Here is a 12616-nt window from a genome sequence, read left to right as displayed (position 1 = left end):
TCGAGCGCGACACATCAGCCCTTGAAGCGACGTTACATAGACAACATCAGGGCGAATGACGTGGAGGCCAACCATAGCAGCATCGCGGCAAGACCCAGTCTTGTTGCCAGTTGCCAGAAACCCGAGAAATCCCTGAACACAGATGGCGAGAACATCAAGATGATGCCTTGCGCCAGAACCAACCAACCGAAAACCCAGACGTCGTCGCATCCTTGCCGGCACAGCAAGTCACCCTGGTGCCAGTACGTGAGCCGATAGCCGTCGACCAAGTGCAGCCCAGCATAAACCAAGAAAACGACGGAAATCGCAAGATAGAGATTCAGCAGCCAAGACGTTTTGCGCGCTAGCACATAGAGCACGGATTGCGCCAGCGGTGCGGCGACGAAGAACTGAAGATTGTCATATCCCGTGACTGGAAAGGCGAACGGTTCTCCATCCAATGTCGCGTCGTTCAGTCCGATCCAGAAAATGTAAAAGCATCCCCATGTGAGGCATATTCCAAGCAACGCCCTGATGTGTCCGGACGTGACGAACGCTCGGCTTTCGCCGGAACCATTTCCGCCTTGGTGGGGCGTTGGTCCAGCCGCTTGCGCCGCCGGCCCAAATGAGCTGCTCATGCACGTCCACTCCTAAATCTCGATCTCCGTGCCGAACTCCACGACCTGGCCGGTCGGCACGCCGAAGAAGGCCGCCGACCGCTCGGCATTGCGTTGCAGGAAGGCGAACAGCGATTCCCGCCACACCCACATGCCCGGAACGTCCTCGCGCGGGATGATGGTCTCACGGCCGATGTAATAGGTCACGTCGGAGAGGTCGATGCCGGGGAGCTTGCCCTGCCGGCAGGTGAGCTTCAACCCTTCATAGATGGTCGGATACTGCATGAAGCCATAGTGCAGGATGATGCGGGTGATGCCCGGGCTGATCTCCATGACCTCGGCGCGGTCCTCGTCGGAGATGCGCGGCAGTTCCTCGATCTGCACGGTGACCAGCAGCACGCGCTCGTGCAGCACGTGGTTGTGCTTGACGAATTGAGTCAGCGCCAGCGGCACCCCCCGGGGAGCCGAGGCCAGGAACACGGCGGTACCGGGCAGGCGGGCGCTGCATTTGTTGACCGCGGTCTCGATCAGATCCTCTTCCGGCTGACGCAGCTTGGCGCGAGCCTTCTCGACCAGCTTCACGCCGCCGCGCCAGGTCATCATCAGGAACGCCACCGCCGCGGCGAGCAGCAGCGGGAACCAGCCGCCTTCGAACAGTTTCTCGGTGTTTGCCGCAAAGAAGATCGCGTCGATGATGAAGAAGAAGCCGTTCACCGCGATCACGAGGATCGGCGAATAGCCCCACTGGATCGCGACCAGCGCCGCGAGCAGCGTGGTGATGGCCATCAGCAGCGACACCGCGATGCCGTAGGCGCCGGCGAGTGCGTCCGAGGTGCCGAAGGCCAGCACCGCGCCGAGCGTTCCCGCCGCAAGCAGCCAGTTCACCAGCGGCACGTAGATCTGTCCGATCGCATCGCTCGTGGTGTGCTGGATGTGCATCCGCGGCAGGAAGCCGAGCTGGATCGACTGCTGGGTCAGCGAGAACACGCCGGAGATGATGGCCTGCGAGGCGATCACGGTGGCGAGGGTCGCGAGCAGCACGAGCGGGTAATGCGCCCAGTTCGGGGCAAGTTGGAAGAACGGGTTGTCGATCGAGTTCGGGTCGTTGATCAGTTCGCCGGCCTGGCCGAAATAATTCAGCACCAGTGCGGGCAGGCAGACCGCGAACCAGGCGAGCCGGATCGGGAAGCGGCCGAAATGCCCCATGTCGGCATACATCGCCTCGCCGCCGGTGACGGCGAGGAAAGCGGCGCCGAGGATGGCGAAGCTGACGTGAAAATCCTGGTGGATCAGGAAATCGAACGCATAGAACGGGCTCAGCGCGACCAGCACGCCGGGCGCCTTGACGATGCCATGAATGCCGAGCGCCGCGAGCACGGCGAACCAGAACAGCATCACCGGCCCGAAGATCTTGCCGATGAAGCCCGTGCCCTGCTTCTGCATGAAGAACAGGCCGATCAGGATCACCACGGTGAGCGGCACCACCGCTGGCGTCAGTGAGGGCGCGTCGACCTTCAGGCCTTCGATCGCCGACAGCACTGAAATTGCCGGCGTGATCGCGCCGTCGCCATAGAGCAGGGCGGCGCCGATCAGGCCGACCACCAGAAGATGGGAGCGCCAGGTGCCGGGCGCCGCGTTGCGCGCCGAAAGCAGCGCCAGCAGCGCGACGATGCCGCCTTCGCCGCGGTTGTCCGCGCGCAGGATCAGCATGGCGTATTTGACTGAAATGATGAGGATCAGCGCCCACAGGATCAGCGAGACCACGCCGAGCACCGCGCTGTGGGTGAGGGGCCCGCCATGGGCGGCGGCCTTGGCGGCTTCCTTCAGTGCGTAGAGGGGGCTGGTGCCGATATCGCCATAGACGACACCCAAGGCACCCAACGTGACGGCAACCGGGATCGGGCTTGATGGAGGATGGCCAGAAGAAGCGATGGCGGGCGTACTGGTCACGGCAATCCCCCGATGGCTAGCGCCCGCCGGATCATCCGGTCGGGCGCGTTAGACGATAGTCTGCGACGGGACGTCGCAAATTACCATTGGGATTTGCGTGACAGCCTGACCTTTACGCGGGGCTGGACGACTTGCTGGTGCGCGCGATCTCCGCGCGAACCAGCAGCCGTCTCGCCTGGAAATTTCTTCTACGGCGTACGGTCGGCGGTGACGAGGCGGGCTTCGCGGACCATCGTCTTGCTGCCGGCGCTGCGCAGGCAGGAGGCCTCGAAATTCGGCCAGGCCTGCTGCGAGCAGCCCTTGCCCACCGGGTGGATGTCGAGACGGTCGCTCTTGGCCAGCGGCTGCGGGGTAGAGGCTTCGACCTGCGGCGCGAAGCCCGGCAGAACGGTGAGCGCGGCGGCAATGAACGCGGCAACAGCGATAGCGGAAAGTGCCTTGATCATGACGGTCCCCATATGAACGAGCCCCCCGGGGCCCGTCGTTTCGTTGTCCAATGTCTACCGGCCGCACGTTTCCTGGTGTCTTCGCCAGGGTCGAAAATGGTTTCATCGCAGGCCGGTTTTGTTTCGTCCGCCAACGGCCGACGAAACATTCACCCACATAGACGCTGGCATCCCAGGACTCGTTCACTGGGCGAGCAGGGATTTATTTTCGCTCGACGGGGGGAACCCGGGGCGGCTTGCCGGGGAGAGCCGGGCGGGTTAGGAGGGACCATGTCCCGTATCGCGCTCTACCCCGGCTCCTTCGATCCCGTCACCAACGGCCATCTGGATGTGGTCCGGCAGGCCGTCGGCCTATGCGACCGCCTGGTCGTCGCCGTCGCCATCCACGCCGGCAAAAAGCCGCTGTTCTCGACCGAGGAGCGGCTCGGCATGCTCCGCGAGGTATGCAGCCCGATCGCCCAGGCAGCGGGCTGCGCCTTCGACTGCACCACCTACGACAACCTGACGGTGACGGCAGCGCGCAAGCTTGGTGCCACCATCATGATTCGCGGCCTGCGCGACGGCACCGATCTCGACTACGAGATGCAGCTGGCCGGCATGAACGAGGCCATGGCGCCCGACGTGCATACCGTGTTCGTTCCGGCGTCGGTCGGCGTCCGCCCGATCACCGCCACACTGGTGCGCCAAATCGCCCAGATGGGCGGCGACTTCTCTGCATTCGTGCCGTCATCAGTCGCCGCTAGCCTGAAGGCCAAGTTCGCCGGCTGATCCCGGCGGCCTGCCACACCCCGAACGTTACAGAGATCCGGAGTTTCCATGATCCGCATTCTTGCATTCGTTGCCGCGTTGCTCTGCGTCGTGCCCGCGGTCGCGCAGCCGCTGCCCGCCAATCTCGACAAGGCCAATGCGATCGTGATCGACAGCACCAAGGGCCGCATCGTCATCAAGCTCCGCACCGACATCGCGCCCCAGCATGCCGAGCGCATCAAGCAGCTGGCGCGCGAGGGCTTCTACAACAACGTGCCGTTCCATCGCGTGATGGATGGCTTCATGGCGCAGACCGGCGACGGCCAGAATTTCAACGGCACCGGCGGCTCGAAATATCCGAATCTGAAGCAGGAGTTCTCGCAGGTGCCGTTCAAGCGCGGCGTCGTCGGCATGGCCCGGCGCGGCGACAGCGTCGACAGCGCCAATTCGCAGTTCTTCATCATGTTCGCCGACGGCTCGAGCCTGAACGGGCAATACACCGTGGTCGGCGAGGTGGTGTCGGGCATGGATGTGGTCGACAAGCTGAAGAAGGCATCCGCGGGCTCGCCCGGCGGCGCCGTCACCGATCCCGACAAGATGGTGAAGGTGCAGGTCGCATCCGACATCAAGTGATCGGCGATGGCGGCGCGCAGCAAGCCACTTGCCTGGTTCGCCGCGCCGCTCGTGGCGTGGCTCGCGCTGTCCGGACCGGCGGCAGCCGAGCCGGAGCAACTCAATACGATCAGGGACGTTGTTCTTGCCATCCACCGCTGCTGGCGGCCGCCGCCGCCGGACAAGGCCGGCCCGGTCGACATTACCGTCATTGTCAGCTTCAACCGTGAAGGCGCGATCCTCGGCCATCCCAGGATCAGCTATGAATCGGAGGAAGCGACCGACAACGACCGGATTGCATACCGGGTCGCCGTGATGGAGGCGTTGCAACGCTGCACGCCGATGCCATTTACCGAGAGCCTCGGCGGCGCGGTGGCTGGCCGCCCATTCGCGATCCCATTCAGGAATAAGAAATATCCACCCCGAAGCCAGGAGAAGCGAGCATGGCTGCTACCGAAAATACTCTGATCCTCGAAACCACCCAGGGCCCGGTCACGATCGAGATGCGCCCGGATCTCGCGCCCGGCCACGTCGCGCGGATCAAGGAGCTGGTGCGCGAGGGCTTCTACGACGGCATCGTGTTCCACCGCGTGATCGACGGCTTCATGGCGCAGACCGGCTGTCCGCAGGGCACCGGCATGGGCGGCTCCGGCAAGAAGCTGAAGGCCGAGTTCAACAAGGAGCCGCATGTCCGCGGCACCGCCTCGATGGCCCGCGCCGCCAACCCGGATTCCGGCGACAGCCAGTTCTTCATCTGCTTCGACGACGCCTCCTTCCTCAACGGCCAGTACACGGTCTGGGGCAAGGTCACCGAGGGCATGGAGAATGTCGACAAGATCAAGCGCGGCGAGCCGGTGCAGAACCCGGACAAGATCGTCAAGGCGCGCATGGCCGCCGACGCGGCTTGAGTTGAACACTCCGTCGTCACGGGATCACGCCGCGCGCGATCCCGTGACGGCAACGTTGAAGTAACAATCGCGCCATGCGCACCGATCTCTTCGATTTCGAACTGCCGCCCGAGAGCATCGCGCTCCGGCCCGCGAGCCCCCGCGATTCCGCGCGGATGCTGGTGGTGCATCCGGACGGCGTGCTGCGCGACGCCTCCATTGCGGACCTGCCGCACTGGCTGGAGCCGGGCGACCAGATCGTCGTCAACGACACCAAGGTGATCTCAGCCCAGCTCAAGGGCCGCCGCATCGGGCGCGAGACCGAGCCGAAGATCGAGGCGACCTTGATCAAGCGGCTCGACGGCTCGCGCTGGCAGGCGCTGGTGAAACCGGCGAAGAAGCTCGCCCCGGGCGATACCATCCGCTTCGGCAACGAGGGCAAGGTCTGCCTGCTCGGCAATCTCGATGCCGAGGTCGAGGCCAAGGGGCAGGAGGGCGAGGTGACGCTGTCATTCTCGTTCCATGGCCCAGTGCTCGACCAGGCCATCGCCGATGTCGGCGCCACGCCGCTGCCGCCCTATATCGCCTCCAAGCGTACACCGGACGACCAGGACGTCAGCGACTACCAGACCATGTTCGCAGCCAATGAAGGTGCGGTCGCCGCGCCGACGGCAGGGCTGCACTTCACGCCGGCGCTGGAAGCCGCGCTGCGCAATCGCGGCGTCACGCTGCACCGGCTGACGCTCCATGTCGGGGCAGGGACGTTCCTGCCGGTGAAGGTCGACGAAACCTCAGAGCACAAGATGCATGCCGAATGGGGCTGCATCACCGCCGAGACCGCCTCTGCCTTGAATGCAGCGCGCGCCAAGGGCGGCCGGATCGTCGCGATCGGCACCACGTCGCTGCGGCTGCTGGAAAGCGCGACGACACCGGACGGCGAGGTCCAGCCGTTCGCGGCGGAAACCTCGATCTTCATCACGCCGGGTTACCGCTTTCGCGCGGTCGATATCCTGCTGACCAATTTCCATCTCCCGCGCTCGACGCTGTTCATGCTGGTCTCGGCCTTCTCCGGCCTCGAGACCATGCAGGGCGCCTACGCCCACGCGATCAAGAACGGCTACCGGTTCTATTCGTACGGCGATGCGTGCCTGCTGTTTCGGGCGAATGAGCGGTAACAGCGACAGGTGGTGCTAAGCCTGATATACCCGCAGCAGGGGTGTATGAGGGGAAAACCATGGCTCTCACAATCGGGGAAATAGGCGGCGTCGTCGGCCTCATCAGCGCTGGGTTCGTCTTTATTGACCGCTATTATAAGGGGCGTCCTGTAGTGTCGCTTACAACAAAGGCGGAGGACGGTCGTATAAAAATCTGCATCAGAATTACGAACACGACGCCTTATGACGTTGCGATCATGGGCAACAAAGTCAAGCGAGGGTGGTTCTTTCGACCTTGCAAAGTATATTTTCTCTCCGATGGACAAAGCACTCGTGCTCTTTTGAATGCGCAGGCGGGCAGGCCACCGCAGTTCATGCTGAAGCCGAACGAAAGCCGAGAGCTGACAATTTGTCCCGCGTTCGAGAACAACGTGGCGTTAGAGGTCGCGGAGCCGGGCCGCGTTGATTTCTTTATCCAATGGCGTCGCGGGAACGCTACTTGGCTCCCCCAGATTCCATTACCTGTTTGCACAAGCACGGAAGCAATCAGACTTTACGGACTCGGAGACCAGAATAGCGGCCTCTAGAAGCGTGGGTGGGTTAGCTGCGAAGCTTAACCCACCCTACGAATCCAACTCGCTCCTCACGCCATCGCGCGTTCGGGCAATAGCTCCGCAATCTGCACCGCGTTCAGCGCGGCGCCCTTGAGCAGTTGATCGGCGGCGACGAACATCGAGATCGAGTGCCCCGAGGGATCGCTGAGGTCCTTGCGGATGCGGCCGACCAGCACGTCGTCCTGGCCGGAGGCGTCGATCGGCATCGGGAAGTAGTTCTTGGCGCGATCGTCGACGATCTTCACCCCCGGTGCCTGCGCCATGATCGCGCGGACCTGGTCCTCGGTGATCGGCTTCTCGCATTCGAAGGTGATCGCCTCGCAATGCGCGCGCAGCACCGGCACCCGCACGCAGGTGACGCCGACCGCGATCTTCTCGTCCTCGAAGATCTTGTGGGTCTCCTTGATGACCTTGGTCTCTTCGTCGTTGTAGCCGGTCTCCGGATCGACCGCCGTGTTGTGGTTGAACAAATTGAAGGCGTAGGGATGCGGCATCACCTTCGGGGTGTAGACTTGTCCGTTGAGATTGGCGCGGGTGGATTCGACGAGCTCGTCCATCGCGGCAGCTCCCGCGCCGCTCGCGGCCTGGTAGGTCGAGATGATCACCCGCTTGATGCGGTTCTTCTGGTGGATCGGCCACAGCGGCACCAGCGCGGTGATGGCGGCGCAGTTCGGGTTGGCGATGATGCCCTTGTGATCGCGGATGCTCCGCGCGTTGATCTCGGGGATCACCAGCGGCACGTTCGGGTCCATCCGGAACGCCGAGGAATTGTCGACCACCACGGCGCCGGACTTCACTGCAAGAGGCGCGAACTTCTTCGAGATGCCGCTGCCGGCTGAGAACAGCGCGATGTCGACGCCGTCGAAGGCGCGCTCGGTGAGTTCCTCGATCACCACCGGCTGGCCGCGGAAGCTGATGGTCTTGCCGGCCGAACGGGCGCTCGCCAGCGCCTTCAGCTTGCCGACGCGGAAGCCGCGCTTGTCCATGGTGGCAATGAATTCGGCGCCGACTGCGCCGGTGACGCCGACAATCGCGACGACGGGATCGTTACTCACTTTGTCCTCCATTCGAGATGTGTTGGATGTGCTGCAGACAATAAAAAAGCCCCGGACCTTCATCAGGCGGGGCTTCGGCTAGAGATGGTGCGGTTGACCGACTACGCGCGCACGCCTCCCGAGGCCCCGGAGAGCTCAGTGGTTTTGGTGGTGCGTTTGGTCGCGGTGATCATGGTGCCGACTTATGCGGGACAGATCGGCTGACGTCAACGGCCTTTGGGCGAAAATTCGGCAACATCGGCGCCGGCCTCAGCGCCTGCGTGCGCCCGGCGGCTCCAGGATCACCTCTTTCAGGTCGCTGCCGGCGACCACCACGATGACGAAATTGAGCTTGCCGCGCTCGCGCGTCAGGCCGCCGCTGATCGCCTTGCCCGAGGTGGTGTGTTCGGCAACCCGCACCGCATCGGCGAGGCGATGGCGGAGCGCCCTGAGCACCATCAGGTTGCCGCGGTCTTCGGCGTCGAGGGAGGTCAGCGGCGAGGCGGCCTCGCCCCCCACCACTTCGCCGGTCGCTGCATCGATGGCGTGCCGCCAGATCCGGTCCTGCTGCATGGTCTTGACCCGGTAGACTGCGGGAAACGAGGCGCCGTCGAAGCTGATGTCGGCAGTGATCGCACCGGCGTGCAGCGCCTCGGCGATCGCCATCGCCTTGCGCAGCGAGATCTGCGCGGCCTGGAAGCTGTCGAGCTCGCGGCGCACCGCATGCACGTCGAGCGCGCTGTCATCGTCCTGCGGCGTGAGCGCCGCGGCAGCCGAACTCGTGATCGCCTGGGCCGGCGACGCGAGCGTCGCGGTCAGCAGCGCAGCCGCGAGCAACCACGTTCCGAATCCCCAGTGCCGCAATCCGCGCAATCGTCCTGTCCTCATCGTCGAACCTGCATCGAAACTGAGCTCGCGCGTTGCCCGCGCTGTCGTGCGGCCATTGGTGCCGCGAAAATGCGGCCGACCCCCGTTAGTCAGAGGTCGGCCGCCGAACGTTCAGACGAAGCGATGGCGGCTGCTCCGTCGTGACGATCGAAGTTTACAAGGCGACACAAAACCGTTGGGGGGCTGAACTAGGTCCCGCGTCTCATTGCAACTAAACAATACGGTTTCGTTCTGTTTATTCAAGGTTCATCACGGCAACGTGTAAGACGATAAAATGATCCAAAATACCGTTCAGCGCGCGGGCCTGCGGCGTGCCTTCGTCCCTTCCTTCGTCCCTTCCTTGGCCCCGTTGCGGAGCCGGTCCCGCGGCCCGACGGCGCCGGCCAGGAACAGCCGGATCGAGACCTCCATCCGCGTCTCGGCCGCCTTCATGTCGATCGGTATCCCGAATGTCGCCATCCGGTGGGTGTGGCCGACCACCATGTTGAGGAAGGTCTCGGCCGCGATCGTGGTGTCCTCGAGATCGAGCACGCCCTTGTCGGCCAGATGATCAAAGAAATCGGCGGTGGTGGAGACGGCCTTCGACCAGCCCTCGTCGACGGCCAGCTTGGCGACCTCAGGGAAATTGATCGCTTGCGCGGTCAGGATCCGGCTGAAGGCGATGGAATCGGCGCTGCAATTCAGCACCAACAGCTGGCGCCCGAGGTCGATCAGCCGCTCCTCGGCCGAACCATCGCAGCTGCCGTCGCCCTGCATTTCCGCCGCGGCGGCAGCGAGCGGGGCGAGCCAGCGGGCAATCTCGCGCCGGAGCACTGCGGTGAACAGGCCGCGCTTATCGCCATATTGGCCGTAGACGGTGGGTTTGCTGACGCGGGCAGCCTCGGCCACCGCGTCGATCGACGTCGCCTCGAAGCCGCGTTCGAGGAACAGGCGGGTGGCGACCTCGATCAGCCGCTGGTCGCGCTCGATCGCGGCGTCCCGGGTCGGCCGGCCGCCGCGTGACTTGATCACGCCGCGCTTGGCCGCCTTGTTGGCCGCCTTGGCCTTGGTCGCCGTCAATCCCATGTGCCCATTCATCTCGTTGTGCGTCGGACGGGTCCGTCCGGTCTATAACCCGCGCGGTACGGATTCGTCCATTCGGCGGTACCAGGGGCAGGCGGGTCAGGGCGGCGTCGCGGTCCAGGCGCGTCCCGCGGCGGCCTTGTCGTAGCCGTACTGGTAGAGCGCACGCATATAGGCGGTGTCGAAGCCCTGGTTTTCCGACGCAGGATAGTCGCGCTCGATATAGGACAGATGGAAGCCGAGGCGGTTGCGCCGGGCAAAATCATAGGTCGAGAGAATGACGGAGCGGGTTTGCGCCTGGGTGATCGCAGAAATGCTGCGCGAGGCGACGTCGATCGTCGAGTTCAACACCAGCTGGAAATTGCCTTCGAGCTTCTTGTTGACGAGGATGTAGATGTTCATCCGGCCGTTGGCGGGCCAGGCCCGTTCGCGGAACATCAGCGCGTCCGGCAGCGTCAGCACGGGCGCGGTGACGCCGCCGTCGACATGCATCTCCTGGAAGCGCCGGCCTTGGCCCTCGGCATCGATCATGATCGGCGGAAACACCAGCGGGATGCTGGCTGAGGCGGCCATCACGTCGCGAAACAGCTGCAGCGCTTCGGGCGTGCCGACGGCTGCGATCCGTCCCATGTCCCAGATCACGGTGCGCTGGGTGTCGAGGTCGGTGGTGACGATCAGGAGCTTTCGGCCCTTGGCATTCTCGCGCGCCACCTCGCTCAGGATGTCCTCGCCGACATAACGCGCCACCAGCTCGCGCAGCCGCTTGTTGCCGAACAGGCCGGAGCCGAACAGCACCCGCATCAGGCTCGGGTCGTCCAGCAGGCTTTCGGCGATGCCTGACGTGTAGACCTCCTTCAGCGTGTCGTCGTAGCGCGAGCCGAGGAAGGCAAACGGCGCAATCAGTCCGCCGGTGCTGACACCGGAGACGACCGAGAAGCTCGGACGGTTGCCGGCTGCAGTCCAGCCGTTGAGCACACCCACGCCATAGGCGCCGTCGGCGCCGCCGCCGGAGAGGGCGAGATAGGTCTTGATCCGGGCGAGGTTGTCCTTCTCGAGCTTGAACCTGGACACCGGCTCGTCGGCATAGCGGCGCAGCCCGTCGAGATCGAGCACCCGCGAATTAACGGCGTCGGCAGCCGTGTAGGGCGTCCGCGGCAGCGAACTGCACGCCGCCAGCGTGAAGCCGAGCCCGCACAGCAGCGCCACTTGCCGCATCGCATGGGCGACTTTCGCCCGATGGCGGACGCGGTCAGGCCGGGCGCTGAAGAGGGAGAACATCTCGGTCTGGTTTCGCGCGGATTGCAGTCGCGGCGGGGAGGTCTGTCGCCTTATTGTTGACATAAAACGATACGGTTTCGTTTTGTTTAACCGACGTTCCATTCCGGGGCAAGCTCTGATCCGGCCGTTCGCGTTCACGAAGTCGCGCGGAAGCCGTTATCGGACGGGTTGATCGGGCTTCAGTGACACGCAATAAGCAGCCGCATGAATCTTCCCAATCATTTCGAGCTGCTGGCAACCGACGGTGCGGCCCGCACCGGGCGCCTGACCACACCACATGGCCTGGTCCGGACACCTGCATTCATGCCGGTCGGCACCGCCGGCGCGATGAAGGGCATGCATTGGCGCGAGGTGCGCGATGCCGGCGCCGACATCGTGCTCGGCAATACCTATCATTTGATGCTGCGGCCGGGCGCCGAGCGGATCGCAGGGCTGGGCGGCCTGCAGCGCTTTACCGGCTGGGGCGGGCCGATGCTGACGGATTCCGGCGGCTTCCAGGTGATGTCGCTGTCGGAGCTGCGCAAGGTCACCGAGAAGGCGGTGACCTTCCGCTCGCATATCGATGGCGCCAAGGTCGAGCTGTCGCCGGAGCGCTCGATCGAGGTGCAGCGGCTGCTCGGCTCCGACATCGCGATGCAGATGGATGAGTGCGTGCGGCTGCCCGCCGAGCGCGCCGACATCGAGCGCGCGATGCAGCTGTCGCTGCGCTGGGCCGAACGCTCCAAGCGGGCCTTCGAGAGCGCACCCGACGGCTACATGCTGTTCGGCATCGTGCAGGGCGGCGATATCCCCGATCTCCGTCACGCCAGTGCGCGCGGGCTGACCGACATCGGCTTTCACGGCTACGCGATCGGAGGCCTCGCGGTCGGCGAACCGCAGGCGGTGATGCTGTCGATGATCGAGGAGACCGCGCCGGCGCTGCCGGCCGATCGGCCGCGCTATCTGATGGGCGTCGGCACCCCGGAGGACATTCTGGAGGCGGTGGCGCGCGGCGTCGATATGTTCGACTGTGTGATGCCGACACGGAACGGGCGCCACGGCATGGCGTTCACCCGGTTCGGGCAGATCAATTTGCGCAACGCCCGTCACATCGACGATCCGCGTCCGCTCGATGAGGAGAGCCCGTGGCCTGCGGCACGCGACTATTCGCGCGCCTATCTGCACCATCTGGTGCGCGCTGGCGAAACCCTTGGGGCAATGCTGCTGTCCGAAATCAACGTCGCCTATTACCAGGAGCTGATGCAGGGCATCCGCGATGCGGTGGCCAACGGCACGTTCGAGGACTTCAGAACGAAAACGCGCGCCGGTTGGGCGCGCGGGGACATTGCTCCGAGATGAGCTTGTGTGA

Annotated in this window: 14 protein-coding genes; 7 read left to right on the top strand and 7 right to left on the bottom strand. The window is 64.4% G+C overall.

Annotated elements, in window-relative coordinates:
- Nucleotides 1-32 precede the first annotated feature (32 nt).
- From ACTUWL_RS34320 to ACTUWL_RS34310, 3 genes are all read right to left on the bottom strand, one after another.
- A complete protein-coding gene (locus ACTUWL_RS34320) occupies nucleotides 33-617 on the bottom strand; it encodes a hypothetical protein (protein WP_021081262.1) in 585 nt (194 codons plus the stop codon).
- A gap of 12 nt (nucleotides 618-629) precedes the next feature.
- Nucleotides 630-2528: a potassium transporter Kup gene (locus ACTUWL_RS34315; protein WP_168470999.1), complete on the bottom strand. Its 1899-nt coding sequence runs from the start codon at nucleotides 2526-2528 to the stop codon at nucleotides 630-632.
- A 206-nt stretch (nucleotides 2529-2734) separates the two neighbouring features.
- Complete coding sequence (locus tag ACTUWL_RS34310) at nucleotides 2735-2992, bottom strand: hypothetical protein (RefSeq protein ID WP_021081264.1); 258 nt, start codon at nucleotides 2990-2992, stop codon at nucleotides 2735-2737.
- 270 nt (nucleotides 2993-3262) lie between these two features.
- On the opposite strand from ACTUWL_RS34310, the gene coaD reads away from it, so the two are divergent.
- The 6 genes from coaD (at nucleotide 3263) to ACTUWL_RS34280 (ending at nucleotide 6979) form a co-directional block, all read left to right on the top strand.
- Nucleotides 3263-3760 (top strand): pantetheine-phosphate adenylyltransferase, encoded by a 498-nt coding sequence (gene coaD, locus ACTUWL_RS34305; protein WP_021081265.1) that lies wholly within the window; start codon nucleotides 3263-3265, stop codon nucleotides 3758-3760.
- 48 nt (nucleotides 3761-3808) lie between these two features.
- A complete protein-coding gene (locus ACTUWL_RS34300; protein WP_021081266.1) occupies nucleotides 3809-4372 on the top strand; it encodes a peptidylprolyl isomerase in 564 nt (187 codons plus the stop codon).
- Between the two features lie 6 nt (nucleotides 4373-4378).
- On the top strand, nucleotides 4379-4819 hold the full coding sequence (locus tag ACTUWL_RS34295; RefSeq protein WP_021081267.1) for a spermidine/putrescine ABC transporter permease: 441 nt from the start codon (nucleotides 4379-4381) through the stop codon (nucleotides 4817-4819).
- The gene (locus ACTUWL_RS34290; RefSeq protein ID WP_021081268.1) at nucleotides 4795-5259 is read left to right on the top strand and encodes a peptidylprolyl isomerase; all 465 of its coding nucleotides are present in this window, start codon (nucleotides 4795-4797) and stop codon (nucleotides 5257-5259) included. The genes ACTUWL_RS34295 and ACTUWL_RS34290 overlap by 25 nt, the downstream gene beginning before the upstream one ends.
- A 74-nt stretch (nucleotides 5260-5333) precedes the next feature.
- Nucleotides 5334-6413, top strand: coding sequence for a tRNA preQ1(34) S-adenosylmethionine ribosyltransferase-isomerase QueA (gene queA, locus ACTUWL_RS34285; RefSeq protein ID WP_021081269.1), 1080 nt, complete (start codon nucleotides 5334-5336; stop codon nucleotides 6411-6413).
- A gap of 59 nt (nucleotides 6414-6472) precedes the next feature.
- On the top strand, nucleotides 6473-6979 hold the full coding sequence (locus tag ACTUWL_RS34280) for a hypothetical protein (RefSeq protein ID WP_021081270.1): 507 nt from the start codon (nucleotides 6473-6475) through the stop codon (nucleotides 6977-6979).
- Between the two features lie 56 nt (nucleotides 6980-7035).
- Here the strand turns inward: ACTUWL_RS34280 and ACTUWL_RS34275 are convergent, their stop codons facing one another.
- The 4 genes from ACTUWL_RS34275 to ACTUWL_RS34260 all read right to left on the bottom strand — a co-directional run bounded on the left by ACTUWL_RS34275 (nucleotide 7036) and on the right by ACTUWL_RS34260 (nucleotide 11205).
- Nucleotides 7036-8073 carry an aspartate-semialdehyde dehydrogenase gene (locus tag ACTUWL_RS34275; protein WP_035652795.1) on the bottom strand — a complete coding sequence of 346 codons (1038 nt, stop codon included), beginning with the start codon at nucleotides 8071-8073 and terminating at the stop codon, nucleotides 7036-7038.
- Between the two features lie 237 nt (nucleotides 8074-8310).
- Entirely contained in the window at nucleotides 8311-8928 is a 618-nt protein-coding gene (locus tag ACTUWL_RS34270; protein WP_021081273.1) for a PepSY domain-containing protein, read from the bottom strand.
- Between the two features lie 291 nt (nucleotides 8929-9219).
- Nucleotides 9220-9993, bottom strand: coding sequence for a TetR/AcrR family transcriptional regulator (locus tag ACTUWL_RS34265; RefSeq protein WP_021081274.1), 774 nt, complete (start codon nucleotides 9991-9993; stop codon nucleotides 9220-9222).
- A gap of 96 nt (nucleotides 9994-10089) precedes the next feature.
- A complete protein-coding gene (locus ACTUWL_RS34260; RefSeq protein ID WP_106939917.1) occupies nucleotides 10090-11205 on the bottom strand; it encodes a patatin-like phospholipase family protein in 1116 nt (371 codons plus the stop codon).
- A gap of 267 nt (nucleotides 11206-11472) precedes the next feature.
- Between ACTUWL_RS34260 and tgt the strand changes: the two genes are divergently transcribed.
- Nucleotides 11473-12606, top strand: coding sequence for a tRNA guanosine(34) transglycosylase Tgt (gene tgt, locus ACTUWL_RS34255; protein WP_021081276.1), 1134 nt, complete (start codon nucleotides 11473-11475; stop codon nucleotides 12604-12606).
- The last annotated feature ends 10 nt before the right edge of the window (nucleotides 12607-12616 follow it).

It is taken from the genome of Bradyrhizobium sp. WCU1 (assembly GCF_053474805.1).
Note: the sequence above shows the minus strand (reverse complement) of the source record. Positions and strands in the feature narration are given on the sequence as shown.